This window comes from Herbaspirillum sp. UBA812 (assembly GCF_002296545.1).
In the GTDB taxonomy this organism is placed as follows: domain Bacteria; phylum Pseudomonadota; class Gammaproteobacteria; order Burkholderiales; family Burkholderiaceae_D; genus Herbaspirillum; species Herbaspirillum huttiense.
Window position 1 is genome coordinate 1 of sequence record NZ_DBIC01000015.1, and the last position, 24,714, is coordinate 24,714.

A 24,714-nucleotide genomic window follows, 5' to 3' on the forward strand; every position below is an offset into this window, starting at 1 on the left:
GATGCCGTCCTCGCCCAGGTAGGCACCCCACGGCCAGGCTGCAATGGCCACGTGGATCTGGTTGCCCTTGGCGGACACGCCCAGCTTTTCCGAGCCGATCCAGATCAGCGGGCGGATGTAGCAGGATTCCAGCTTGTTCTCGCGCACCACCTGGCACTGCGCCTCGGCCAGGGTGGCCTGGTCGAACGGCACTTCCATCTGGAAGATCTTGGCCGAATTGAACAGGCGCTGGGTATGTTCCTTCAGGCGGAAAATGGCCGTGCCTTCCGGGGTCTTGTAGGCGCGCACGCCTTCGAAGACACCCATGCCGTAGTGCAGGGTGTGGGTCAGTACGTGAATGGTGGCGTCTCGCCAATCGATCAGCGCGCCGTCCTTCCAGATCTTGCCGTCGCGGTCAGCCATGGACATGGTGGTCTCCCTGTGTGCGGTGAATGCAAACTTCCCGAAATGGATTGTTCGGTTCTGATAAATCGAACTGAACAAAGAGCACCATTTTAGCGGATTCACGCGAGTAAAAACTTTCATCTGTAGAATGAAAAGACTGAGTGAAAATGCATACAACATCACGCGCGCCGACCCTTTGCGGCTGGCCGCTTCTTCAATCGCCACGGAAGAACAATGCAGAAGGAGACAGGCGAGGACCGATCAGGGGCCGGGAGCAATCCCCCAGCGCACGACCCTGACGCTGCCCGCCGCATCGAGAAGGAAGCCTTCCAGGAAGGCTGGCGCGCCAGTGCCTCGACCATTCCCGCCGTGCTGGCCTGGGGCATGGTCTCGGGCATGGCCATGGTCAAGTCGGGGCTGACGATCTACCAGTCGCTGGGCATGAGCCTGCTGGTCTATGCCGGCTCGGCCCAGTTCGCGGCGCTGCCTCTGCTGGCGGCCGGGGTGCCGCTGCTGGTGGTGTTCTTCACGGCCATGATCGTCAACCTGCGCTTCGTGATCTTCTCGGCGGCCGTGGCACCGCATTTCGAGCATCTGCCCTGGTATCGCCGGGTCTGGTATGGCTTCTTCAATGGCGATATCTCGATGGCCTTCTTCCCGCAGCGCTATCCTCCCTCTACTTTTCATCAACCTGCTGGCAAGATCGGTTATTTTGCAGCGATCTGCTATCCGGGCTGGGTCGCCTGGCAGCTCGGCGCGACCATCGGCATCCTCCTCGCCAGCCAGATTCCGGAAAGCTGGAATATCGGCTTTGCCGGCACCCTGGCCCTGATCGCCGTGATGATCCCCATGACCAGCAGCCTGCCGGCCCTGGCCGGCGTAGTGGTGTCGGGCACGGTGGCGGTGCTGGCGCTGGACCTGCCGTACCGGCTGGGCCTGCTGCTGGCCATGGTGCTGGGCATGGCGGCGGCGATGCTGGCCGACAAGCTGCTGCCGGGCAGCGGCAGTGACGGCGATGCAGAGGCGACGGCATGAGCGACTGGTATGTCTGGGGCGCCATCGTGCTGCTGACTATCTCCACGGTCGTCACCCGCAGCGGATTCTTCCTGTTCGGCCATGCGGTCAAGCTGCCGCCGCGCGTCAAGCATGCCTTGAGCTATGCGCCGGCAGCGGCCATGGCGGCCATCATCTTCCCGGATCTGGTGACGTCAGGCGGGGCCATCGAGATGAGCCTGGCCAACCCGAAGTTGCTGGCCGGCATCGGTGCCGGCGTTTTCTTTGCGGCAACGCGTCATCTTCTGGGAACTATTGTGGCAGGAATGTCACTCTTTACACTGCTGCGCTGGTTGCTATGAAGTTTCGCGCAGAGCGCCAGGATGCGCTCCGGATGTTGTTGAGGCTGCCAAAAAGCCGTCAGGAGCGGGTCAGGCTGGAGTAAAATACGGCGTTTTTCGCCCCCTTCTTCGAATTCCTACCTATGAAATTCAACCGACTGAGCGATTTGATTTCTGCCAAGCAATTGCAAGGCAAACGCGTCTTCATCCGTGCCGATCTGAACGTCCCGCAGGATGATGCCGGCAACATCACCGAAGATACCCGCATTCGCGCTTCGGTCCCGGCCATTCGCGATGCCCAGCAGGCAGGCGCTGCAGTGATGGTGACGTCCCACCTGGGCCGTCCGACCGAAGGCGAGTTCAAGCCCGAAGATTCGCTGGCCCCCGTGGCCAAGCGCCTCTCCGAGCTGCTGGGAAGTGAAGTCAAGCTGGTCGCCGATTGGGTCGATGGCGTGGACGTGCAGCCCGGCCAGGTCGTGCTGCTGGAAAACTGCCGTCTGAACAAGGGCGAAAAGAAGAACAGCGACGAGCTGGCGCAAAAGATCGCCAAGCTCTGCGATATCTACGTCAATGACGCCTTCGGTACCGCGCACCGCGCCGAAGCCACCACCTACGGCGTGGCCAAGTTTGCCCCCGTGGCCTGTGCCGGCCCGCTGCTGGCGGCAGAGCTGGATGCGCTGGGCAAGGCCCTGAACCAGCCGGCCCGTCCGCTGGTGGCCATCGTGGCCGGTTCCAAGGTCTCGACCAAGCTGACCATCCTGAAGACCCTGGCCGAGAAGGTCGACAACCTCATCGTCGGTGGCGGCATCGCCAATACCTTCATGCTGGCGGCCGGCCTGAAGATCGGCAAGTCCCTGGCCGAGCCGGACCTGGTGGACGACGCCAAGGCCATCATCGAACTGATGGCCAAGCGCGGCGCTTCGGTACCTATCCCCACGGACGTGGTGGTGGGCAAGGAATTCTCCCCGACCGCTGCAGCCACCGTGAAGGCGGCTGCTGATGTGGCCGACGACGACATGATCTTCGACATCGGTCCCCAGACCGCTGCCGTCCTGGCTGAACAGCTGGGCCGCGCCGGCACCATCGTCTGGAACGGCCCGGTGGGCGTGTTCGAGTTCGACCAGTTCGGCAGTGGCACCGAAACCCTGGCCAAGGCCATCGCGGCATCGTCCGGCTTCTCGATCGCCGGTGGCGGCGATACCCTGGCCGCGATTGCCAAGTACAACATCGCCGACAAGGTCGGCTACATCTCCACCGGTGGTGGCGCTTTCCTGGAATTCCTGGAAGGCAAGACCCTGCCGGCTGTCGAGATCCTGCTGCAACGCGCGCAGTAAGCTTCACCGGCGCTGCGCCCTGTTGCCGGGCGCAGCGCTTTGCGGTTCCATCCGAATTCTGAGTCTGTAGCACCACCAATGATGAACGCGTCCGAGACGCGCGTTCGGGGCGGAAGCTCTCCGCCTGATCGGCCCTGCATCGGGCCGGGCAGCGGGCTTCTATCACCAAGTCGCAACCAGAAGGTATTCATGTCCAGAGCAACAAAAATCGTCGCCACCATCGGTCCCGCTTCCAGCGACCGTGACACTTTGACCCGCATGATCCGCGCCGGCGTTGACGTCGTGCGCCTCAATTTCTCGCACGGCAAGCCGCAGGACCACATCGACCGCGCCACCCTGGTGCGCGAAGTGGCCGACGAATGCGGCAAGAAGGTCGCCATCATGGCCGACCTGCAAGGTCCCAAGATCCGCGTGGGCAAGTTCGAGAATGGCAAGATCATGCTGGCCAACGGCGACAAGTTCATCCTCGATTCCGATTGCCAGATGGGCAATCAGGAACGCGTGGGCCTGGACTACAAGGCTCTGCCGCGTGACCTGAAGGGCAACGACATCCTGCTGTTGAACGATGGCCTGATCGTGCTCAAGGTCGAGCGCGTGATCGGCAACGAGATCCACACCGTGGTCAAGATCGGTGGCGAGCTGTCCAACAACAAGGGCATCAACCGCCAGGGCGGCGGCCTGTCCGCACCGGCGCTGACCGCCAAGGACATGGACGACATCAAGACCGCCATGAGCTTCCAGGCCGATTACGTGGCCGTGTCCTTCCCCAAGAACGCCACCGACATGGAAATGGCGCGCCAGTTGTCCAACGTGGCCGGTGAGCCCTTCGGCCACAAGCCGATGATGATCGCCAAGATCGAGCGCGCCGAAGCCATCCCGCTGCTGCAGGAAATCCTGGATGCGTCCGATGGCATCATGGTGGCCCGTGGCGACCTGGCCGTGGAAGTGGGCAATGCCGCCGTGCCGGGGTTGCAGAAGCGCATGATCAAGATGGCGCGCGCCTCCAACAAGCTGACCATCACCGCGACCCAGATGATGGAGTCCATGATCGTCAACGCCGTGCCGACCCGCGCCGAAGTCTCGGACGTGGCCAACGCCGTGCTGGATGGCACCGACGCCGTGATGACCTCGGCCGAGACCGCCTCCGGCAAGTATCCGGTGGAAACCGTGGAAGCCATGTCGGCCATCTGCCTGGAAGCGGAGCGCTCCGAGAACGTGCAGCTGGACGCCGATTTCCTGAACCTGCGCTTTACCCGCGTGGACCAGTCCATCGCCTATGGCGCGCTGTTTACCGCGCACCACCTGCGCGTGAAGGCCATCGCCGCGCTCACCGAATCCGGTTCGACGGCGCTGTGGATGAGCCGTCACAACATCGATATCCCGATCTTTGCGATCACCCCCAATGTCGCCACGCGCCGCAAGGCGGCCCTGTTCCGCAACGTGTATACGCTGGAACTGGCCCAGGCGCCCGACACCGAAGCCATGCTCAAGGGCGCCCAGGATCTGCTGCTGGCGCAAGGCGTGGTACAGAAGGGTGACCTGATCGTCGTGACCTGGGGCGAGCCCATCGGCCAGGTCGGCGGCACCAATGCGCTGAAGATTCTGCGCGTTGGCGAGTACTGATTTTTCATCGTTCTGGAGTTTTCATCATGCCTCTCGTATCCATGCGTCAACTGCTGGACCATGCCGCCGAAAACGGTTACGGCCTGCCGGCGTTCAACGTCAACAACCTGGAGCAGGTCACTGCCATCATGGAAGCCGCCAATGAAGTCGGCGCGCCCGTGATCATGCAAGCCTCCGCCGGTGCCCGCAAGTACGCGGGTGAAGCCTTCCTGCGCCACCTGATCTCGGCGGCCGTGGAAGCCTATCCGCACATCCCCGTGGTGATGCACCAGGATCACGGCCAGTCGCCGGCGGTCTGCATGGCCGCCATCAAGTCCGGTTTCTCCTCCGTGATGATGGATGGCTCGCTGGAAGCCGACGGCAAGACCGTGGCCAGCTACGAGTACAACGTCGAAGTCTCGCGCAAGGTGGTCGAGTTCTCGCACGCCATCGGCGTGACCGTGGAAGCCGAACTGGGTGTGCTGGGTTCGCTGGAAACCATGAAGGGCGACAAGGAAGACGGACACGGCGCTGACGGCACCATGACCCGTGAACAGCTGCTGACCGACGTCAACCAGGCTGCCGACTTCGTCAAGGCCACCCAGTGCGACGCGCTGGCTATCGCCATCGGTACTTCGCACGGCGCCTACAAGTTCTCGCGCAAGCCCACCGGTGACATCCTGGCCATCGATCGCATCAAGGAAATCCACGCCCGCATCCCCAACACCCACCTGGTGATGCACGGTTCTTCGTCGGTGCCGCAGGAACTGCTGGCCGAGATCCGCGAATTCGGCGGTGACATGAAGGAAACCTACGGCGTGCCGGTCGAAGAAATCCAGGAAGGCATCAAGCACGGCGTGCGCAAGATCAACATCGACACCGACATCCGTCTGGCCATGACCGGTGCGATCCGCCGCTACCTGTTCGAGAACCCGTCCAAGTTCGACCCGCGCGACTACCTGAAGCCAGCCCGCGAAGCCGCCAAGCTGGTCTGCAAGGCACGTTTCCTGTCCTTCGGCTGCGAAGGCCAGGCGGGCAAGATCAAGCCGGTCTCGCTGGAAAAGATCGCCGAGAAGTACAAGAGCGGCGAACTGGCACAGATCGTCCAGTAAGCACGCAAGCCGCTGAACGGCCTACGCCGGACGCAAGGCCCCACCGACCGGAATCGCCCTGAAAATGGCGGTTCCGGTTTTTGACTTTACGAGAAGACCACCATGAGCAGTCTCTACAAATCCTCGATCACTTCCCTGCCGCTGCTGGGCACAGGCAAGGTCCGCGAAAACTACGCCGTCGGCGACGACAAGCTGTTGATCGTGACCACCGATCGCCTGTCGGCCTTCGATGTCATCATGAACGAACCGATCCCCGGCAAGGGCAAGGTCCTGAACCAGATGAGCGATTTCTGGTTCGAGAAGCTGGGCCATATCGTGCCCAATCACCTGACCGGCGTCGATCCCGAGTCCGTGGTGAGCCCGGCCGAAGTGGAGCAGGTGCGCGGACGCGCCGTGGTGGCCAAGCGCTTGAAGCCGATCCTGGTGGAAGCCGTGGTGCGCGGCTACATCATCGGTTCCGGCTGGAAGGATTACCAGGCGACCGGCGCGATCTGCGGCATCAAGCTGCCGGCCGGCCTGCAGCAGGCTTCCAAGCTGGAACAGCCGATCTTCACCCCGGCCGCCAAGGCTGACCTGGGCGAACACGACGAAAACATCAGCTTCGAAGAAACCGAAAAGCGCATCGGCACCGAACTGGCCCACAAGATCCGCGACGTCGCCATCCAGCTCTACAAGGAAGCCGCTGATTACGCGGCCACGCGCGGCATCATCATCGCCGACACCAAGTTCGAATTCGGCCTGGATGACAACGGCGTGCTGCACCTGATGGATGAAGTGCTGACTGCAGACTCGTCGCGCTTCTGGCCGGCTGACAGCTACCAGGTCGGCATCTCGCCGCCGTCCTTCGACAAGCAGTTCGTGCGCGATTACCTGGAAACCGTCGAGGGCTGGCAGAAGACCCCGCCTGCACCGGCGCTTCCGGCCGAGGTGATCGAAAAGACCGGCGCCAAGTACCGCGAGGCGCTGGAACGCCTGACCGGCGAGAAGCTCAAGGACTGACGAGGACCGCATATGAACGATACTGTCAAACCGCTCATCGGCGTGGTCATGGGTTCGTCCTCCGACTGGGAGGTGATGCAGAATGCGGTCGCCATCCTCAAGGACTTTGGCGTGCCCTTCGAAGCCCAGGTGATCTCCGCGCACCGCATGCCGGACCAGATGTTCGCCTACGCCGAGAGCGCCCGCACGCGCGGCCTGCGCGCCATCATCGCCGGTGCCGGCGGTGCCGCGCACCTGCCGGGCATGATCGCTGCCAAGACCATCGTGCCGGTGCTGGGTGTGCCGGTGCCTTCGAAGTATCTGCGTGGCGAGGATTCGCTGTTGTCCATCGTGCAGATGCCCAAGGGCATTCCGGTGGCCACCTATGCCATCGGTGAAGCCGGTGCCGCCAATGCGGCGCTGTCGGCCATCGCGATGCTGGCCACCACCGACGCGGCCCTGGCTGAAAAGCTGGAAGCCTTCCGCAAGACCCAGACGCAAGTCGCCCTCGACATGAAGTTGCCTGTATGACCCAGCAGTCCGCCTCCACCCTTCGTCCCGCCGTTCCCTCGACCACTCCGGCCACCTGGCTGGGCGTGATGGGCGGTGGCCAGCTCGGCCGCATGTTCGCCCACGCGGCGCAGAGCATGGGCTTCAAGGTCGCCGTGCTGGAAGCCGATGCCGACTGCCCGGCCGGGCAGGTGGCGGACCGCCTCATCAACGCCGCCTACGACGATGGTGCGGCGCTGGCCGAACTGGGGGCACTCTGTGCTGCCATCACGACCGAATTCGAGAACGTCTCGGCCAAGAGCCTGGCCACGCTGGCAGCACAGACCTTCGTGGCACCGGCGGCTTCCGGTGTCTCGATTGCGCAGGACCGTACTGCCGAGAAGGCCTTCTTTACCGAATGCGGATCGCAGTCCGGCGTGCTGCCGGCTCCGCACCTGGTGATCAACAGCGCCGCCGATATCGATGGTCTCGATGCCAAGCTGCTGCCGGGCATCCTCAAGACGGCCCGCATGGGTTATGACGGCAAGGGCCAGGTGCGCGTGCGCACTGTCGACGAGGTGCGCGCCGCTTTCGCCGCCATGAAGGGCGTGACCTGCGTGCTGGAGAAGATGCTGCCGCTGGCCTATGAAGTCTCGGTGCTGGTGGCGCGCGGCCATGATGGCCAAGCCGTGGTCTATCCGATTGCCGAGAACGTGCATCGTGACGGCATCCTCTTCACCACCACCGTGCCCGGTCCCAACATCAAGGCCGATGCCGCTGCGCGTGCGCAGCAGGCGGCTTTGCAGATCATCGGCGCGATGCACTACGTCGGTGTGCTCTGCATCGAATTCTTCGTGCTGGACGATGGCGCGCTGGTGGTCAACGAGATGGCCCCGCGTCCGCACAACAGCGGCCATTACACCATCGATGCCTGCGTCACCAGCCAGTTCGAACAGCAAGCCCGCGCCATGGCGCGCCTGCCATTGGGCGATACGCGCCAGCATTCCCCCTCGGTGATGCTCAATATCCTCGGCGATGTCTGGTACGAGGGTGACACGGACGCGCAGCGCGAGCCGGCCTGGGATCAGGTGCTGGCACTGCCCGGTGCGCACCTGCACCTGTACGGCAAGGCGGAAGCGCGCCGTGGCCGCAAGATGGGCCATGTCACCTTCACCGGTGCGACATTGGCCGATGCACAGCGCCAGCTGGCAGCCGCCTGCGCCATCCTCGGCATCACGCTGTAAGCGAGGCCGGCGATGAACGACAAGCGCGCTTCTTCCACTGTGTCCATCGATGCGGCGGCCATCATGCATGCCGCGCGCAAGCTGGAGCAGGGCGGCCTGGTGGCCTTCCCGACCGAGACCGTCTATGGCCTCGGCGGTGATGCCGAAAATCCGGCCGCGATTGCTGCCATCTATGCGGCCAAGGGACGGCCTGCCAATCATCCGGTGATCGTGCACGTTTCGCCGGAAGCCGATATCGGCTACTGGGCCGCATCGGTACCGGTGGAAGCGCGCCGCCTGATTGCCTCGTTCTGGCCGGGTCCGCTCACGCTGATCCTCAAGCGCGCCGCGCACATTCCCGATGCCGTGGCCGGTGGCCAGGATTCGGTGGGCGTGCGCTGCCCTTCGCATCCGGTGGCGCAAGCGCTGCTGCGCGAATTCCGTGGCGGCAAGGGCGGCATCGCCGGTCCCTCGGCCAACAAGTTCGGACACGTCAGTCCAACCACCGCCGAGCACGTGCGCGAGGAATTCGGCAGCGATGCCGACAGCCTGGTCGACTACGTGCTCGACGGCGGACAGAGCGAAGTGGGCATCGAGTCCACCATCGTCGATCTGTCCCGCATCGAGACCCATGGCCCGGTGCTGCTGCGCCCCGGCCAGATCAGCGCGGATCGTATTGCCGCCGTGCTGGGTGTGCCGCTGGCGACGCCCGACGCCACCGCACCGCGCGCATCAGGTACGCTCGATGCGCACTACGCACCGCATACGCCGGTGGTGCAGGTTGCGTCGGCCGAGCTGCCGGCGCTCCTGGGCAAGCTGGCTGGCATCGGTCAGAAGGTCGCGTTGATCAAGCGTGAATTCCGGGGTGATGGTGTGCCCGGCGTGACGGTGATCCGGCCCATGCCGCTCACTGCCGATGCGTATGCCCACGATCTCTATGCCGCTTTGCGCGACATGGACCATGCAGGCGCTGACCTCATCGTGGTGGAATCCCTGCCCCTCAGTGCAGACTGGCAAGGCGTCAACGACCGCCTGCGCCGCGCGGCTTTCGATTCGCAGGGTTTGCTGGCGCGCTTGCTTCAGGACTGAACGGCAGCTCAACCATAGTCTGCTCGTCCGCAACGCAGGTCACTGGGCACTAAGCCAGTGACCTGCCAAGGACAAGTCGTCGCTTTGTACTTCCTCCACTCCGCCGTTCTGCTGCGCCAGTACTGACTCGCCAGTCAGTACGCGGTTGCCAAAAGCAGACATGCACTATCGTGCTCTTCACATGTTCTATACAAAATGTGACAAAGCTGGCATAGTATCTCCACCGAATAGCACGCGCGTTCTTTTTGTTTCGTCAGCGTAAAAACCACGTACAGACCAGTTACGCAGGATTACGTTGAATAATGAAAAACGGTAACCAGCCGTGACAGCAATCCCGTCTATCGCCAGACATCGGGAATAAAAAATCCGGGCACTGCCCGCAACTCTTGGAGACAGCAATGCAAAAACAATTTTCCTTCCTGCCCAAACTCGCCGCATTGTCCGTGATGGCAGCGTGCGCTGCACCGGCCATGGCGCAGACCGCGGGCAGCAATATCGTCAACCTGGGCTGGTTCCACCTGGCTCCGCAGGATTCCAGCGAGATCCTGCGCAAGAACGATGGTCCGGGGGCTGGTCCGATTCCGGGTTCGGGTTCCACCGTGAACAGTGCGGATACTCTGGGTATCGCCTTCACCCACTTCCTGACCGACAACGTCTCGCTGACCGCTGACCTGGGCATTCCGCCGACCTTCAAGCTCGACGGCACCGGCACGTTGGCCGGCGTGGGCCAGATCGGCAAGGCCAAGCAATGGAGCCCGGCCATCGTGGCCAAATATCACTTCGGCGACGCCAACAGCACCTTCCGTCCCTTCGTCGGTGCCGGCGTGACCTACGTCTGGTACGACAACGTCGAACTGACCGATACCTTCCAGCGCACCATCTCCAGCAAGTACACCAACGGTGCCGTCACCGGTGCCAAGTCCAGCGCCAACCTGAGCTCCTCGTGGGCCCCGGTGCTGACCGTGGGTGCCAACTACAACTTCGACAAGAACTGGTCCGTGGGCTTGTCCGTGTCTTACATCCCGCTCAAGACCAATGCCGACATCACCACCGAGCTGCCCGCTGCAGCAGGTGGCACGACGCACTCGAGCACCAGCCTGACGATCAACCCGATCGTCACCTTCCTGTCGGTGGGCTACAAGTTCTAAGACTGGAACGCTGCTGAAAAAAATGGCACCCGGAGCAATCCGGGTGCCATTTTCTTTTGGGCAGCTGCCTCAAAGCACAGCAGACGCGCTGTTCAGAAAGCCTCAGTCTTCGTGAACCGGCCGTTGTGGAAGACCAGCGCGGCCTGCGGGTCGACTTCGCAATGTTCCACCTCGCCCACGAAGATGACGTGGTCGCCTTCCGGATACTGGCTGCGATTGTGGCATTCGAACCAGGCCGAGGCCCCATCCAGAATCGGCTGGCCGGTGCGCGAGAGCGTGTAGGCCACGCCTTCGAAGCGGTTCTCCATCTTGCTGGCGAATTGCTGCGCCAGATGCGCCTGCTCGGCGCTGAGGATGTTGATCACGTAATGCGAATTGCCGGAGAACACCGGCAGGCTGTTGGCGCGTGTGCCGAGGCTCCACAGCACGAGCGGAGGATCCAGCGAAACCGAATTGAAGGAGCTGGCGGTCAGGCCCAGGAGGGTGCCATCGGCCAGGCGGGTCGTGATGACGGTGACCCCTGTGGCGAACTGCGACAGGGCCTGGCGGAAATGCGCCGCGTCGAACTGACGCGCTTCGGCGCGGGGAAAGCGTGTGTGCATCGGGAAGTCTGCTTGGAGGTCGAAGCGCTGCGGCCTGCACCTTGCGGCCAGCCGGTCAATGCGCGGAGATGCACATGATAACGGATCGCGCGCAGTCTTGCCGTGCGGGCTGGGCTTGGATGACTTGAGAATGCTTCACATCGGCCTCACTTGAAGTGCTGAATTGGAGTAAAGTTTTACAACAAGCAACTTAACGGGAGAACATCATGGCCACGGAAATTGCAGTACTCGGCGGCGGCTGCTTCTGGTGCCTGGAAGCGGTGTACCAGCAGGTCAAGGGCGTGCAGTCGGTGGAGTCCGGCTATACCGGCGGCAGTGTGGTCAATCCCAGCTACGAGCAGGTGTGCGGCGGCCAGACCGGGCATGCGGAAGTAGTCAAGCTGGCCTTCGATCCGCAGCAGATCAGCTTCCGCGAGATTCTGGAAATTTTCTTCACCATCCATGACCCGACCACGCTGAACCGCCAGGGCAATGACGTCGGTACGCAGTATCGTTCAGTCATCTACTATCAGGACGAGACCCAGCACGAGACGGCCAAGCACATCATCGCCGAGATGGCCTTGGTGTGGGATGCGCCCATCGTGACCGAACTGTCGCCGCCGCAGACCTACTATCGCGCCGAGGACTATCACCAGAACTACTTCGTGCAGCATCCCTTCCAGGGCTACTGCGCCTTCGTGGTGGCGCCCAAGGTGGCCAAGCTGCGTGAGGTGTTTGCCGAGAAGAGCAAGCCGGAATAAATTCTCGCCGGCGTTACGACGTCCCAAGTACTACGTACAACGGGCCTGCCTCCGGGAAGAGGGCAGGCCCGTTGCTTGATGGGGCTGGCGAATGCTTATTGTTGTGCGTAGATGTACTTGCGCGACCACGGCAGCTGCTGTGCGCTGCGGCCGGCCTTGGTGCAGATGACCTGATACAGCGAGATCCAGTCGCGTTCGAAACCGTAGGCGCTGCCGGCCAGGTAAACGCGCCAGATACGGTAGCGCTTCTCGTCGGTCACGCGATGGATGGCGTCGGCATTGGCTTCGAAATTGTCGGCCCACAGGCTGCAGGTGCGGGCATAGTGGCGTCGCAGGTTTTCGACGTCGAAGGCTTCCAGGCCGCCTTCCTGCATGGTCCGCAGCACCGTGCTGATGTGCGGCAGTTCGCCGGCGGGGAACACGTACTTGTCGATGAATTCACCGGCCCCATAGGGCGACTCGCCATTCTCGATGTCGGTGCTGGTAATGCCGTGGTTCATGGCCATGCCGCCATCGGCCAGCAGCTTCCTGATCTGGGCAAAATACGTCGGCAAATTCTTGATGCCCACATGCTCGAACATGCCCACCGAGGTGATGCGGTCAAAGGTGCCGGTGACGTCTCGGTAGTCCTGCAGGCGAATCTCGATGCGGTCGCCGAGCCCGGCCGCTTCCACCCGCTCACGTGCCAGCGCGTACTGGTTGTTGGAGAGCGTCACCCCCACGCAGCGCGCGCCGAATTTCTGCGCCGCCCGCAATACCAGCGCACCCCAGCCGCAGCCGATGTCGAGCAATGTCTGGCCGGGCTTGAGCTGGATCTTCTCCAGGATGTGGTCGATCTTCTTGAGCTGGGCCGTGGCGAGATCCTCGTCGCCGTTCTCGAAGTAGGCGCAGGAATACACCATGTTCTCGTCCAGGAACAGCTTGTAGAAATCGTTGGAAACGTCGTAGTGATACTGGATGGCTTCGGCGTCCCGCTTTTTGGTGTGCGTCACGCTGCGCACCATGCGGCCCAGCCGGCCCTCGGCCTTGAGGGTATTGGACGCCAGACCGTTGGCGACCTGGATGATGCTCTTGACCTTGCCCTCTACCTCGATCTTGCCTTCGACGTAGGCCTCGCCCAGGTTGGCCAGCGACGGCTTGAGCAGTGAAGTGATGGCTGAAGCGTGCGGAACCTTGAGCGTGACTTCAGGCGTACCGCTGCTGAAGTCGTAATGCTGTCCGTTCCACAGCTCCAGCCGCAGTGGCAGGGCCGACACATTGCGAATGTTTTCTACCCAGGCGTCTAGCTTCTTTTCCCAAAACACGATGTCCTCCGAGTCAGTGATGAATGCTGATCGGCCCTGCCAGGCATCGTGCGATGTCGTCAGGGCTGCAGGCGCTGCCGTTGCCACTGGCCATCATCGGAGCGCGTGTAGAGCACGCGGTCGTGCATGCGGGAGGGGCGGCCTTGCCAGAATTCAATGCGGTCGGGAATCACCCGGTAGCCGCCCCAATGTTCCGGGCGGGTTGGGTGGTCCCCGAATTGCTGCTTGGTTGCTTCGTATTGCTGTTCCAGCGTCTCGCGGCTGGCGACGGTCCGGCTCTGCTGCGAGGCGATCGCACCGAGCTGGCTGGCCAGGGGGCGACTGTAGAAGTACGCGTCGCTCTCTTCCTTGGTCACGCGCTCGATCTTTCCTTCGATGCGGACCTGGCGTTCAAGTTCGACCCAGTGGAACAGCAGCGCCACGTACGGATTCTCCGCCACATCGACGCCCTTGCGGCTGTCGTAATTGGTAAACCAGGTAAAGCCCAGCTGATCGAACTGCTTGATCAGCACGATGCGCGACGACGGCCGTCCATCAGCCCCGACGGTGGCCACGCTCATGGCGTTGGGCTCGGGGATCTGCGCCTTGGTCGCTTCGTCGAACCAGACTGCAAACTGGTCAACGGGATCGGCGGCAGTGTCGACTTCGGACAAACTGGCGCGGCTGTAGTCTTTACGTAGGTCAGCTAACGACATGCTTCTTGCTCCTTGGGGAGTGGCGCTAGATTAGCGCGTTTCAAAATGTTTTGCAGAGCAGCAAAACGGCGAATGCGAGCCATTGTGCGGCTTGGCGGCCGCTTGCTCCATGATCGCAAGCAAGGCGCGCCAATAAAAAAGCCGATGCATTATCGCATCGGCTTTCGTGGTTTGCCGGGGCCGGACCAGGTCCGGCCGCTTCAGGCAAGCGCGGGCAGGATCAGTTGGTCTTGACGGCTTCGACCTGGATGGCCAGCTTGGTCTCCATCGAGAAACCATACTTGGCACCGTAGTCGATACCGAAGTCGGCGCGGTTGAAGGAGGCCGACGCATCGCCGCCGCACACTTCACGCTTGAGCATCGGGTGCTGGATGCAGGTGAACTTGTTCAGGGTCAGGGTGACCGGCTTGGTCACGCCGTGCAGGGTCAGTTCGCCTTCGACGGTGGCCGGCTTGTCGCCGTTGAACTTGATGTTGCCCTTGTATTGTGCGGTCGGGTACTTGGCGACGTCGAACATGTCAGCGCTCTTGGCGTGGTCGTTCATCTTGGCCATGCCGAAGTCGATGGAGGCGGTATCGATGGTGATGTCGACGGTGCCGGTCTTGGCGGCGCGATCCAGGGTCACGGTACCGCTGGTCTTGTCGAACTTGCCGCGCCAGATGGACACGCCCATGTGGTCAGCTTCGAAGCTGGGATAGGTGTGGCTGGGGTCGATGCTGTAGGTGTCGGCAGCGTTGGCGGAGACGGTGGCACCGGCGGCGACCAGGGCGAGCAGGAGGTGATTCAGTTTCATTTGTTTGGATTCCTTGAGTGAAAAAAACCGCAGGGGAGCCCGCCCCTTGCAGGGCGGTGCGTCATGGCGCGGAACGACTTTTATTGATGTTGTTGAGGCTGTTGATGCTGTTGCTACGAATTACTGGGCCACGATGTGGAACTTGATCGTCACTTCATCGGCCACCATGCCGGTATCCTTCCACTCGCCTTCACCGACGTTGTAGGTCAGGCGCTTGATGGGCAGGGTACCGTCGAAGACCTGGGCGGCACCGTCCTTCTTGACGGTCAGCGGGAAGCTGACATCGGTGCTCTTGCCCTTGATGGTCAGCTTGCCGGCCACGTCATACTTGCCGGCGCCAGCGGCCTTGATGCTGCTGGCCACGAAGCTGGCCTTGGGGAACTGGGCGGCGTTGAACCATTCCTTCTTCTGCACTTCCTTGTTGTACTCGGCTTCACCCAGGTCGAAGCTGGCGACGTCGATCTCCACCGAGGCCTTGCCTTGCTCAGGCTTGGCGGCGTCGAAGTCGATGGCGGCGTTGAATTTCTTGAACTTGGCATCGACCGGGACGTTGAGCTGCTTGAAGGTGGCGGTGACGCTGCTCTTGGCGGCATCCACCTTCAGCGGGGCCGCTTGGGCGGAGAGGGTGACGGCAGCAGCGGCCAGGGCCAGCAGGGTGGGTTTGAGGAAGCGGGTGGAGCGAGTGGAGGTCATGTCGGGTTCCGTAAAAAAACGAGCAATATGAATGATCTTGCGTAGCGTGCGGCTTGCAGGGGATCAGGGCAGCATGCGTTTGAAGATATTGTCACGATCGATGAACTGGTGCTTGAGCGCGGCCAGCACGTGCAGGGCAAAGGCGGCCAGCAGAGTCATGTTGAGCCAGTAGTGGGTGGCCTTGAGCAGCGGCTTCCACTCCGGATTCGGGGCAATCAGCACCGGCAGCGGCACCACGCCCAGGTAGACCACCGGCACGCCGGCGGCCAGGCTGTAGAAATACCCGGAGACGGGAATGGCGAACATCAGCACGTACAGGCCAAGGTGCAGCCCGTGTGCCGCCGACTGTTGCCAGCCCGGCATGTTGGCCGGATAGGCCGGGGCCTTGTGCGTGAGGCGCCACAGCAGGCGCACGCAGACCAGCGCCAGTACGGTCACGCCCAGCCACTTGTGCCAGGAAAAATACTTCAGCTTGGTCGGGGTCAGGCCGGGAATGTCGACCATGGTCAGCCCCAGGCCGAAGGCGGAGATGATCAACAGGGCAATCAGCCAGTGCAGCAGCACGGCGGGGTTGGTATAGCGTTCCATAGGATGTGGCGAGCGTAGGTGGCGTTTGGAGCGGCTGGCTCTGCAATGGTTCGGCAGGGCGGGCGGGCCGGGCTGGCGTCGCGAAATCCGCGAAGATTCCGGGCGGCAAGCGATCATGCCACTCTTTTTGACCCTGCTGAGTATAAAGAGCTTTCGCTGCTCGTATTACTCGCCGAAATGGCACTTCAGCCATCCGGTTTTGCGAGTAATCCTAACAATGATTCAGGTTTTTGGTGGCACCAATGAAAAATGGCGCACATTGCTGTGCGCCATTCGTTCATTTTGCTGATCGTTGATGCGAACTATCAGATCTGCTTGGCCAGTTCCACGGCGGTACCGATGTAGTTGGCCGGGGTCATGGCCAGGAGGTGATCCTTGGCTTCTTGCGGGATGGCCAGGCCATTGATGAAGTCGCGCAGGGCCTCCTTGGAAATGCCCTTGCCGCGGGTCAGTTCCTTCAGCTGCTCATACGGATTCTCGATGCCATAGCGGCGCATGACGGTCTGCACCGGCTCGGCCAGCACTTCCCAGGTGGCGTCGAGGTCGTCGGCCAGGCGCTGCGGGTTCACTTCCAGCTTGTTCAGGCCGCGCAGGCAGCTGTCATAGGCCAGCAGGGTGTAGCCGAAGCCCACACCGATGTTGCGCAGCACGGTGGAGTCGGTCAGGTCACGCTGCCAGCGCGAGACCGGCAGCTTCTCGGCCAGGTGCTTGAGGACGGCGTTGGCCATGCCCAGGTTGCCTTCGGAGTTCTCGAAGTCGATCGGGTTGACCTTGTGCGGCATGGTCGAGGAACCGATTTCGCCAGCCTTGGTGCGCTGCTTGAAGTAGCCCAGGGAGATGTAGCCCCAGATGTCGCGGTTCAGGTCCAGCAGGATGGTGTTGGTGCGGGCCACGGCATCGAACAGTTCGGCCATGTAGTCGTGCGGCTCGATCTGGATGGTGTAGGGGTTGAAGCTCAGGCCCAGGCGCTTTTCCACGACTTCTTTGGAGAAGGCCGCCCAGTCGGTCTGCGGGTAGGCCGACAGGTGGGCGTTGTAGTTGCCCACGGCACCGTTCATCTTGCCCAGGATCTCGACGCTGGCAATGCGCTTGGCGGCGCGTTGCAGGCGCGCCACGACGTTGGCCACTTCCTTGCCCAGGGTGGTCGGGCTGGCCGGCTGGCCGTGGGTGCGCGAGAGCATCGGCACGGCGGCGTGTTCGTGGGCCAGGGCGGTCAGCTTGGCGATCACGGCTTGCAGCGAGGGCAGCAGCACGGTGTCGCGCGCGGCCTTCAACATCATGCCGTGCGAGGTGTTGTTGATGTCTTCGGAAGTGCAGGCAAAGTGAATGAATTCGGAGGCGGCCACCAGTTCGGGCACATCCTTGACTTGTTCCTTGAGCCAGTACTCCACGGCCTTGACGTCGTGGTTGGTGACGGCTTCGATTTCCTTGATGCGGGCAGCGTCGGCTTCGGTGAAGTCGGCGGCCAGCTTGTCCAGCAGCGCGCGGGCCTCGGGCGAGAACGGCTTGATCTCGGCGAAACCAGCTTCGGACAGCGCTTGCAGCCAGGCAATCTCGACCTTCACGCGATGGTGCATGAAGCCCGCTTCAGACAGCAGCGGGCGCAGTTGATCGGTCTTGGAGGCGTAGCGGCCGTCCAGCGGGGACAGGGCCGAGAGAGCGGAGAGGGACATGATGGAAACGATGGAAACGGAAGAGATGCGTTGACTGAAGATTGGCGAGTTTTGGCAGGCTTTTATGCCAAAACCCGAATCGCCTGAGCCCGGCATTTTACCATCGGCACGCCGGCCGGCCCAATTTTCCCGTCCGGCGCAGTCCTTTTGGACCGTTGCATTCCGTTCCTGGCGCGATTCTTCATAAAATTGCCAGGAAACGCGAATGTTATAATCGTCTCAGATCATTACTCCACACGCTATGCTAAAACTCATCGGTTCCAATGCCAGCCCGTTCGTGCGCAAGGTGCGCGTCGTGATGGCCGAAAAAAAGATCGATTACGAATTCATCCTGGAAGATGTCTGGAGTGCATCGACCACCATCCAAGAGAGCAATCCGCTGGGCAAGGTGCCCTGTCTGTTGATGGATGATGGAGGCGCCATGTTCGATTCGCGGGTGATCGTCGAATATCTCGATACCCTGACCCCGGTCGGCAAGCTGCTGCCGCCCAATGGCCGTGAGCGCGCCGAGATCAAGTGCTGGGAAGCGCTGGCTGATGGCGCCCTGGATGCCGCCGTGCTGGTGCGCCTGGAAAAGACCCTGCGTCCGACCAAGCAGCAGAGCCCGGAATGGATCAAGCGTCAGTGGAGCAAGGTCGAAGCCTCCTTGAAGGCGATGGCCGAGGGCCTGGGCGAAAAGCCCTTCTGCGTCGGCAACCATTACACCCTGGCCGACGTGGCCGTGGGCTGTGCGCTGGGCTGGCTGGCGTTCCGCTTCCCGGACCTGGCCTGGCGCGAGGATTATCCGCAACTGGCGCGGCTGTTCGACAAGGTGTCGGAACGGGCCAGTTTCAAGGAAACCGTGCCGCATGTGTGAGGCAGGGCCATTGGCCCTTGGGCCAGGTTGGCGATGACGTAAAAAAAGCGCGCTCCGAGGAGCGCGCTTTTTGTTTGCCCTGGACGGCTTGCGATTACTCGCTGGCCGGGGACATCTGGCTTTGCAGGTAATTCTGGATACCGACCTTGTCGATCAGGTCCAGCTGGGTTTCCAGCCAGTCGATGTGTTCTTCGGTGTCATCCAGGATCATCTGGAACAGTTCGCGCGAGACGTAATCGCCATGCTGTTCGCAGGTGGCGATGCCTTCCTTGACGGTCTTGTGGGCCGCCTGTTCCAGCTTCAGGTCGCATTGCAGCATTTCTTGGGTGTTCTCGCCGATCATCAGCTTGTGCAGCGCCTGCAGGTTGGGCAGGCCGTCGAGCATCAGGATGCGGTCGATCAGCTTGTCAGCGTGCTTCATCTCGCCGATGGATTCGGCATATTCCTTGGCGCCGATCTTGTCCAGGCCCCAGTGCTTGTACATGCGGGCATGCAGGAAGTACTGGTTGATGGCGGTGAGCTCATTGGTCAGTTGAGCGTTGAGCAACTTGATGACTGCGGGATCGCCTTTCATGGGGATTACCTTTAAAAATTGATGTGAGAGGAAAACCGCGTTAATTATGGGTGACTGTATAGCTGCCTGACCGCGGACGGACGGATCATAGTCCAGATGCCTGCATTGTTCAGCAAGAATTAGCGGTAATCATTCTTACCTTTGTTGTCCGCTAGACAGAAAATCAAAAAAAACCTCCGTCGCCAGGCGAGGGAGGTTTTCTGGGCAGGCCCGCCATACGGGGGCTTGCGGGGGGCGGGGAAGTGCGCCGCACTTCCCCTTGCTGCTGTGCTGCCGATGTTTACTTCTTGTCAGGATCGGTCACGAAACCGATCTTGGCGAGCCCACCGGACTGCGCCGCCGACATTACCTGCGCCACCTTTTCATACTGGGTGGTGCGCTCGGCGCGCAGGTGCATTTCCGGTTGCGGCTGTTTCTGGGCGGCCACGGCGATGCGGGCGCTCAGTTCGCTGCTGTCGATCTTTTCTTCATTCCAGAACACGTTGCCGGCCGCATCGATGGACAGGTTGATGCTTTCCGGCTTGACCTGGTCCGGCTGGCTGCTGGCCTTGGGCAGGTCGATCTTGACCGCATGGTTCATCACCGGGATGGTGATGATGAAGATGATCAGCAAGACCAGCATCACGTCCACCAGCGGGGTGGTGTTGATCTCGGGATTGAAATCGTCGTCCGAATCGGACAGGGAACCCATACCCATCATGCCCTCCCGACTGCGGTCAGCTTGGCCTTGCCGCCATTGGGCTGGCCGTCTTCACCGGCGGCGCGGGCACCGGTGACGAACAGGGCGTGCAGGTCGAAGCCGAACTTGTTGAGCTTGGCGATGGTGGTCTTGTTGCCGCGTACCAGGGCGTTGTAGCCGAAGGTGGCGGGAATGGCCACGGCCAGGCCCAGCGCAGTCATGATCAGGGCTTCGCCGACCGGGCCGGCGACCTTGTCGATGCTGGCCTGGCCGGTGGTGCCAATGGAGACCAGCGCGTGGTAGATGCCCCAGACAGTGCCGAACAGGCCCACGAACGGTGCGGTCGAACCGACCGAGGCCAATACTGCCATGCCGGTCTGCAGCTTGCCGGAGGCTTCGTCGATAGCCTGGCGCAGCGACAGGGTGACCCAGTCGCTCACCGACAGTTGATCGTGCAGGTGGCCCTTGTGGGCGGTGTGGTGGCTCATGGCCGTGACACCGGCCTTGGCGACTTCGGCGAAGGGATTGTCATGGCCCAGGGTGGCCACGCCTTCGGGCAGGCTGGTGGTATCCCAGAACTGGTGACCGGCGGCGGCCGAGGCCTTGCGGAAACGCAGCAACTGGAAGGCCTTGGTGAAGATCACGTACCAGGACGCGATTGACATGGCCAGCAACAGGACGGCGACGCCCTTGGTAACGAAATCGCCTTGGGCCCAGAGGCTTTCCAATCCGTACGGACTAACTTCCATGATGTTTCCTTCTATTTTTGGCTATCAGATGAGGGGAATGATGAAACGAAATGACTGCCTGGCCGGGCAAGACCCGGCCAGGCGAGATGCTTTGCTCAGTTCAGGCGGAAGGCCAGGCTGCCGACCGTGCTGACGGTGATGGCCTTGCCGTTTTCGATATAAGGCTTGAAGACGGCGCGCATCACGGCGCTGCGGGCGGCATCGTCCAGGCGCGAATAACCGGAGGACTTGGTGATCTCGACCTTTTCGGCGCGGCCGCTGGTGTTGACGGTCACACGGAATTCCACCACGCCTTCTTCACCCATGCGGCGCGAGACGCTGGGATACGTCGGGTTCGGCTTCTCGATATATTCGATACCGGAAGTGATCTGCTTGGGCAGGACCGGGCCAGGCGGTGCGGCGGGGGCCGGCGTCGGCTCGGCAGCCACCTGCGGAGCCGGTGCTGCCGGTTGCGGCGGCTGGGGCGGTGCAGTGATGGCAGTCGGCGCCGGCGTTTCGGTGACGGGAACCGGCTTGGGCGGTGCCACCACCTTCTTGACGATCTTCACCTGCTTGGGCGGGGCCGGCTCGGCCTTGGGCGGCGCGGGCTCAGGGGCCTTCTCGGGGACGATGAAGGTGGCGATGACTTCCTTGGGAACGGCGCTGGCGACCTGGTGGACCAGGCCGCTTTGCAACGCCCAGAAAAAGGCGATGTGCAACAGGATGATCAGGCCCAGCGGGCCGATCTTGCGTACCTGGCGCATCAGGGCGCTGGGTGGGCTGACACTCATGAGAGACGGTGAAATGGCGTTCATTGATCTGGTTCAGGCAGCGGCCAGTGACGGATGGAATACTACCGGACGCACACCTTGCTGTGTTTGACGGGAACTGCTGAGGCATTCGCGCAGAACGTTCTTGGCGCAGGAATGGCACTTGCCGCAGCAGGTGCCCACGCCAAGCTGCTTGCGCAGCTCGGCCATGGACGACACGCCTGCATCGACCGCCTGATGGATCTTGCCTTCAGAGATGTTGTTACAAACACATACGATCATTTTACGCCTTGCTGCCTGCTTCATCAGGCTCTTGACTTGACGATGGCTAAGTTCTCGCTCCTGCAACCATGCGCGAGAAGAAGTTGAATTTTTCCTGCGGCGGCATCGTGCGTTCCACTACATGCGCCCATTGTTCCGACAGCTGCTGGCAGGTGGCCCGCAGCACCGGTGCCAGGTTGGGCAGGTCCGCCAGGGCCTTGAGGTGTCTTTCGATCACCGAGGCCAGCTTCACGCAGCTCTGCGTTTCCTGGCTGTTGTTGGCGGTGTAGTGCGACATCAGATGCAGCACGGCGGACACCAGAAGTTCAGGCTGGGCCGGTGCGTTGCTCGGTTCCACGAATGTGGACGTCATGTTCTCGTTGACCATCAAACTCTCCTCGCTGGGCTAGCTTGGCTGGCGGTGCGTCATGACGAACGACGCTGGCTGGCCTGTTTATGGATCCACCTTGTCTTGATACTGCCGGCTTACGCCGTCAGGATCAGCTTGTTCAGCTGGGTCAGACGCAATTTGTAGATGCGACCGCCGTGATCAATCTCAAGCTCGCGCATCTGACGGAACAGGTCCGTACTCTTGATGCGGGTGATCGGTGTTCCGTTGGCGGTCGTGCCCGGCTTGTTGCGACGGTCCATGCTGTTGTCGTTCAGTTGGCTCATTACAATCACCTCCTATTAAATGCGAACAATTCTTATTTAGATTATTTGCGATTTGCGGCGGGATTGCAAGTGCTTTTATCGGTGTGATTGATAATTTTTATCATTTAGGGTCTTGCGGGAAACACTTCCAGCCTATCAAGGCTGTCAAGCTTGCCCAAAAGAAAATGCCCCGGCGCGAAGATCGCGCGCGGGGCATTCAATTGTTGCCTATGTGAAAGCTTAATCCGGCAGTGCGCCGCTTTCGATGATGCCGCCACCCAGGCAGACGTCGCCGTCATACAGCACCGCCGACTGCCCCGGCGTGACCGCCCATTGCGGGGTGTCGAAGGCCAGCGAGAAGCTGCTGCCGGCATCGGCAAAGCCGCAGGGAACATCGGCCTGGCGATAGCGCGTCTTGGCCGACAAGGCTGGCAGTTGCGGCGCGTGGCCCGCCACCCAGCTGATCTGGCCGGCGGAGAGGGTCGGCGAGAGCAGCCAGGGGTGGTCATGCCCCTGGACGATGTAGAGCGTATTGTTTTCCACATCCTTGCGGGCCACGTACCAGGCGTCGCCATGGCCATCGGCATTCTGGTGCGCCTTCAGGCCGCCGATGCCGATTCCCTTGCGCTGGCCCAGCGTATAAAAGGACAAGCCCACGTGCTCGCCCACGGTCTGGCCGTCGGCGGTCTTGATCGGGCCGGGCTTGTAGGACAGGTAGCGGTTCAGGAATTCACGGAAAGGGCGCTCACCGATGAAGCAGATGCCGGTCGAGTCCTTCTTCTTCGCGTTTGGCAGTTGCAGCTGCTCGGCGATCTTGCGCACTTCGGTCTTGTGGATCTCGCCCAGAGGGAACACCGTGCGCGAGAGCTGCTCCTGGTTCAGGCGGTGCAGGAAATAGCTCTGGTCCTTGCTGGCGTCGAGCGCCTTGAGCAACTGGAAGTCACCCTGGGGGCCCTGGCGCACGCGCGCGTAGTGGCCGGTGGCAATCAGGTCGGCTCCCAGTTTCATGGCGTGGTCGAGGAAGGCCTTGAACTTGATCTCGGCGTTGCACAGCACGTCAGGATTGGGCGTGCGCCCGGCCTGGTATTCACGCAGGAATTCGGCGAAGACGCGATCCTTGTATTCGGAAGCAAAATTCACTGCCTCGATATCCACCCCGACCACATCGGCCACGCTGACCGCGTCGATCCAGTCTTCGCGGGTGGAACAGTATTCCGAATCGTCGTCGTCTTCCCAATTCTTCATGAACAGGCCGATGACCTCATAGCCTTGCTCCTTCAGCAGCCATGCCGAAACCGACGAATCCACGCCGCCCGACATGCCGATGACTACTCTTTTCTTGCTCATGTTGTTTCCGTTCAATGCGGCCCTCCGTAATGGGAGCCTCCAAGTGATGCGCCCGCGTCAGCCGGGCAGGGCGCCGATGGCGCTGGGATCCGTATGCACCAGTTCCAGCGGTGCGCGCTGGCCGGCCAGGTAATCGTCCACGCAACGCAACACCAACGGGCTGCGATGCCGTTCGGCGCAGGCCGCCAGTTCGTCGCGTGTCATCCAGACGGCGCGCACGATGCCCTCGTCCAGCGGACGGTCCAAGGCCTCTCCAACCGTCCCCGCAAAGGCAAAGCGCAGGTAGGTGACCGACAGGCCGCCGCGCGAGGACGAGACGTTGCGTGAAAGATAAGTCCCCACCAGCGCCGTCGGTGTGAAGACATGCGCCGATTCTTCCAGCGCCTCCCGTACGGCGGCCTCGATCAGGGACTCGCCCGGTTCCAGGTGGCCGGCCGGCTGGTTGATGCGCAGTCCGCCGGCGCTGTGCTCTTCCACCATCAGGAAGCGGCCGTCGCGCTCGATGATGGCGGCCACGGTGACGGAGGGTTTCCAGACTTCAGACATTGATGACCTCGTGAATCCGCCATTTTACCCTGTCAGGGCCGACTCTTCAGCGCCCGGGCCGCCACGGCGCGGGATCGCCGGGCTTTCTTGCCTGCCCGCCAATTTCTCGCCGGACAAGGCGAGTCGTGTAAGATTGGGCCAAGAATCCACAAAAAAAGGAGTCAGGAATGAGGATAGCGATCCCCGCCGAAAGCCGGGACGGAGAAACCCGTGTCGCCGCCACCCCCGAAACCGTCAAGAAACTGGTGGCGGCCCGGCACGAAGTGATGGTGGAGTCCGGCGCCGGGGTCAAATCCAGCATTCCTGACGAGGCCTATGTGGCCGTCGGCGCCAGCATCGGCAGCGCCGAAGCGGTCTATACCGCCGAGATCCTGCTCAAGGTGCGCGCCCCCAATGAGGCCGAACGCGCTCGCCTCAAGCCGGGCACCGTGGTCATCGGCATGTTGAATCCCTTCGATGCCGACAATATCGCCGCCATGGCCGCCGCCGGCCTGACCGCCTTCGGCCTCGAAGCCGCG

At 62.0% G+C, this 24,714-nt stretch carries 29 protein-coding genes and 1 pseudogene; 13 read left to right on the plus strand and 17 right to left on the minus strand.

Features of this window, described 5'->3' with window-relative positions; translation table 11 throughout:
• Positions 1–408: aminotransferase class IV (locus B3873_RS00745; RefSeq protein ID WP_286863549.1), on the minus strand; the 408-nt coding region annotated here is incomplete at its 3' end.
• A 210-nt stretch (positions 409–618) separates the two neighbouring features.
• Between B3873_RS00745 and B3873_RS00750 the strand changes: the two genes are divergently transcribed.
• The 10 genes from B3873_RS00750 to B3873_RS00795 all read left to right on the plus strand — a co-directional run bounded on the left by B3873_RS00750 (position 619) and on the right by B3873_RS00795 (position 10,693).
• Positions 619–1,419: an AzlC family ABC transporter permease gene (locus B3873_RS00750; protein WP_286863551.1), complete on the plus strand. Its 801-nt coding sequence runs from the start codon at positions 619–621 to the stop codon at positions 1,417–1,419.
• On the plus strand, positions 1,416–1,739 hold the full coding sequence (locus tag B3873_RS00755) for an AzlD domain-containing protein (protein WP_039789151.1): 324 nt from the start codon (positions 1,416–1,418) through the stop codon (positions 1,737–1,739). Before B3873_RS00750 ends, B3873_RS00755 begins: the two co-directional genes overlap by 4 nt.
• A 122-nt stretch (positions 1,740–1,861) precedes the next feature.
• On the plus strand, positions 1,862–3,052 hold the full coding sequence (locus B3873_RS00760) for a phosphoglycerate kinase (protein ID WP_276837879.1): 1,191 nt from the start codon (positions 1,862–1,864) through the stop codon (positions 3,050–3,052).
• Between the two features lie 189 nt (positions 3,053–3,241).
• Positions 3,242–4,675, plus strand: coding sequence for a pyruvate kinase (gene pyk / locus B3873_RS00765; RefSeq protein ID WP_039789149.1), 1,434 nt, complete (start codon positions 3,242–3,244; stop codon positions 4,673–4,675).
• A 26-nt stretch (positions 4,676–4,701) separates the two neighbouring features.
• Complete coding sequence (gene fba / locus B3873_RS00770; protein WP_006461735.1) at positions 4,702–5,766, plus strand: class II fructose-bisphosphate aldolase; 1,065 nt, start codon at positions 4,702–4,704, stop codon at positions 5,764–5,766.
• 102 nt (positions 5,767–5,868) lie between these two features.
• A complete protein-coding gene (locus B3873_RS00775; protein WP_286863560.1) occupies positions 5,869–6,765 on the plus strand; it encodes a phosphoribosylaminoimidazolesuccinocarboxamide synthase in 897 nt (298 codons plus the stop codon).
• A 12-nt stretch (positions 6,766–6,777) separates the two neighbouring features.
• Positions 6,778–7,275 (plus strand): 5-(carboxyamino)imidazole ribonucleotide mutase, encoded by a 498-nt coding sequence (gene purE, locus B3873_RS00780; protein WP_034331809.1) that lies wholly within the window; start codon positions 6,778–6,780, stop codon positions 7,273–7,275.
• Complete coding sequence (locus B3873_RS00785; RefSeq protein WP_286863562.1) at positions 7,272–8,477, plus strand: 5-(carboxyamino)imidazole ribonucleotide synthase; 1,206 nt, start codon at positions 7,272–7,274, stop codon at positions 8,475–8,477. Before purE ends, B3873_RS00785 begins: the two co-directional genes overlap by 4 nt.
• Positions 8,478–8,489: 12 nt before the next feature.
• Positions 8,490–9,545, plus strand: a complete 1,056-nt coding sequence (locus B3873_RS00790) for an L-threonylcarbamoyladenylate synthase (protein WP_286863564.1) — start codon at positions 8,490–8,492, stop codon at positions 9,543–9,545.
• Positions 9,546–9,943: 398 nt separating this feature from the next.
• Positions 9,944–10,693 (plus strand): OmpW/AlkL family protein, encoded by a 750-nt coding sequence (locus B3873_RS00795; protein WP_039786269.1) that lies wholly within the window; start codon positions 9,944–9,946, stop codon positions 10,691–10,693.
• 92 nt (positions 10,694–10,785) lie between these two features.
• On the opposite strand, the gene B3873_RS00800 is transcribed toward B3873_RS00795, so the two are convergent.
• Positions 10,786–11,295, minus strand: a complete 510-nt coding sequence (locus B3873_RS00800) for a flavin reductase family protein (protein WP_286863568.1) — start codon at positions 11,293–11,295, stop codon at positions 10,786–10,788.
• Positions 11,296–11,501: 206 nt separating this feature from the next.
• On the opposite strand from B3873_RS00800, the gene msrA reads away from it, so the two are divergent.
• Positions 11,502–12,035: a peptide-methionine (S)-S-oxide reductase MsrA gene (gene msrA / locus B3873_RS00805; RefSeq protein WP_034332032.1), complete on the plus strand. Its 534-nt coding sequence runs from the start codon at positions 11,502–11,504 to the stop codon at positions 12,033–12,035.
• Between the two features lie 95 nt (positions 12,036–12,130).
• On the opposite strand, the gene B3873_RS00810 is transcribed toward msrA, so the two are convergent.
• The 6 genes from B3873_RS00810 to purB form a co-directional block, all read right to left on the minus strand.
• Complete coding sequence (locus B3873_RS00810) at positions 12,131–13,339, minus strand: SAM-dependent methyltransferase (RefSeq protein WP_286863569.1); 1,209 nt, start codon at positions 13,337–13,339, stop codon at positions 12,131–12,133.
• A 59-nt stretch (positions 13,340–13,398) separates the two neighbouring features.
• Positions 13,399–14,034: a pyridoxamine 5'-phosphate oxidase gene (gene pdxH / locus B3873_RS00815; protein ID WP_286863571.1), complete on the minus strand. Its 636-nt coding sequence runs from the start codon at positions 14,032–14,034 to the stop codon at positions 13,399–13,401.
• Between the two features lie 220 nt (positions 14,035–14,254).
• Positions 14,255–14,827 carry a YceI family protein gene (locus B3873_RS00820; RefSeq protein WP_286863573.1) on the minus strand — a complete coding sequence of 191 codons (573 nt, stop codon included), beginning with the start codon at positions 14,825–14,827 and terminating at the stop codon, positions 14,255–14,257.
• A gap of 120 nt (positions 14,828–14,947) precedes the next feature.
• Complete coding sequence (locus tag B3873_RS00825) at positions 14,948–15,520, minus strand: YceI family protein (RefSeq protein WP_286863575.1); 573 nt, start codon at positions 15,518–15,520, stop codon at positions 14,948–14,950.
• A 63-nt stretch (positions 15,521–15,583) separates the two neighbouring features.
• On the minus strand, positions 15,584–16,108 hold the full coding sequence (locus B3873_RS00830) for a cytochrome b (protein ID WP_286863576.1): 525 nt from the start codon (positions 16,106–16,108) through the stop codon (positions 15,584–15,586).
• Positions 16,109–16,413: 305 nt separating this feature from the next.
• Positions 16,414–17,781, minus strand: a complete 1,368-nt coding sequence (gene purB / locus B3873_RS00835; protein WP_286863577.1) for an adenylosuccinate lyase — start codon at positions 17,779–17,781, stop codon at positions 16,414–16,416.
• 241 nt (positions 17,782–18,022) lie between these two features.
• Here purB and B3873_RS00840 point away from each other — a divergent pair, with 241 nt between their 5' ends.
• Positions 18,023–18,637 carry a glutathione S-transferase family protein gene (locus B3873_RS00840; protein WP_286863578.1) on the plus strand — a complete coding sequence of 205 codons (615 nt, stop codon included), beginning with the start codon at positions 18,023–18,025 and terminating at the stop codon, positions 18,635–18,637.
• 94 nt (positions 18,638–18,731) lie between these two features.
• Here B3873_RS00840 and bfr read toward each other — a convergent pair whose 3' ends face one another.
• The 9 genes from bfr to B3873_RS00885 all read right to left on the minus strand — a co-directional run bounded on the left by bfr (position 18,732) and on the right by B3873_RS00885 (position 24,196).
• Positions 18,732–19,211 carry a bacterioferritin gene (gene bfr, locus B3873_RS00845; RefSeq protein WP_008325625.1) on the minus strand — a complete coding sequence of 160 codons (480 nt, stop codon included), beginning with the start codon at positions 19,209–19,211 and terminating at the stop codon, positions 18,732–18,734.
• Positions 19,212–19,491: 280 nt separating this feature from the next.
• The gene (locus tag B3873_RS00850; protein ID WP_145607184.1) at positions 19,492–19,908 is read right to left on the minus strand and encodes an ExbD/TolR family protein; all 417 of its coding nucleotides are present in this window, start codon (positions 19,906–19,908) and stop codon (positions 19,492–19,494) included.
• Complete coding sequence (locus tag B3873_RS00855; protein WP_039786252.1) at positions 19,908–20,639, minus strand: MotA/TolQ/ExbB proton channel family protein; 732 nt, start codon at positions 20,637–20,639, stop codon at positions 19,908–19,910. The genes B3873_RS00850 and B3873_RS00855 overlap by 1 nt, the downstream gene beginning before the upstream one ends.
• 95 nt (positions 20,640–20,734) lie before the next feature.
• Positions 20,735–21,433, minus strand: coding sequence for an energy transducer TonB (locus B3873_RS00860; RefSeq protein ID WP_034332015.1), 699 nt, complete (start codon positions 21,431–21,433; stop codon positions 20,735–20,737).
• Positions 21,434–21,442: 9 nt separating this feature from the next.
• Positions 21,443–21,670, minus strand: a complete 228-nt coding sequence (locus B3873_RS00865; protein WP_034332014.1) for a (2Fe-2S)-binding protein — start codon at positions 21,668–21,670, stop codon at positions 21,443–21,445.
• A gap of 46 nt (positions 21,671–21,716) precedes the next feature.
• Positions 21,717–22,037, minus strand: coding sequence for a hypothetical protein (locus B3873_RS00870; protein WP_088754613.1), 321 nt, complete (start codon positions 22,035–22,037; stop codon positions 21,717–21,719).
• 98 nt (positions 22,038–22,135) lie between these two features.
• A complete protein-coding gene (gene hemP / locus B3873_RS00875; protein ID WP_008325641.1) occupies positions 22,136–22,324 on the minus strand; it encodes a hemin uptake protein HemP in 189 nt (62 codons plus the stop codon).
• 219 nt (positions 22,325–22,543) lie between these two features.
• On the minus strand, positions 22,544–23,650 hold the full coding sequence (gene mnmA / locus B3873_RS00880; RefSeq protein ID WP_039785924.1) for a tRNA 2-thiouridine(34) synthase MnmA: 1,107 nt from the start codon (positions 23,648–23,650) through the stop codon (positions 22,544–22,546).
• Between the two features lie 57 nt (positions 23,651–23,707).
• Entirely contained in the window at positions 23,708–24,196 is a 489-nt protein-coding gene (locus B3873_RS00885; protein ID WP_039785925.1) for an NUDIX hydrolase, read from the minus strand.
• A 167-nt stretch (positions 24,197–24,363) separates the two neighbouring features.
• Between B3873_RS00885 and B3873_RS00890 the strand changes: the two are divergent.
• A pseudogene (locus B3873_RS00890) lies at positions 24,364–24,714 on the plus strand (NAD(P)(+) transhydrogenase (Re/Si-specific) subunit alpha); the annotation flags it as partial.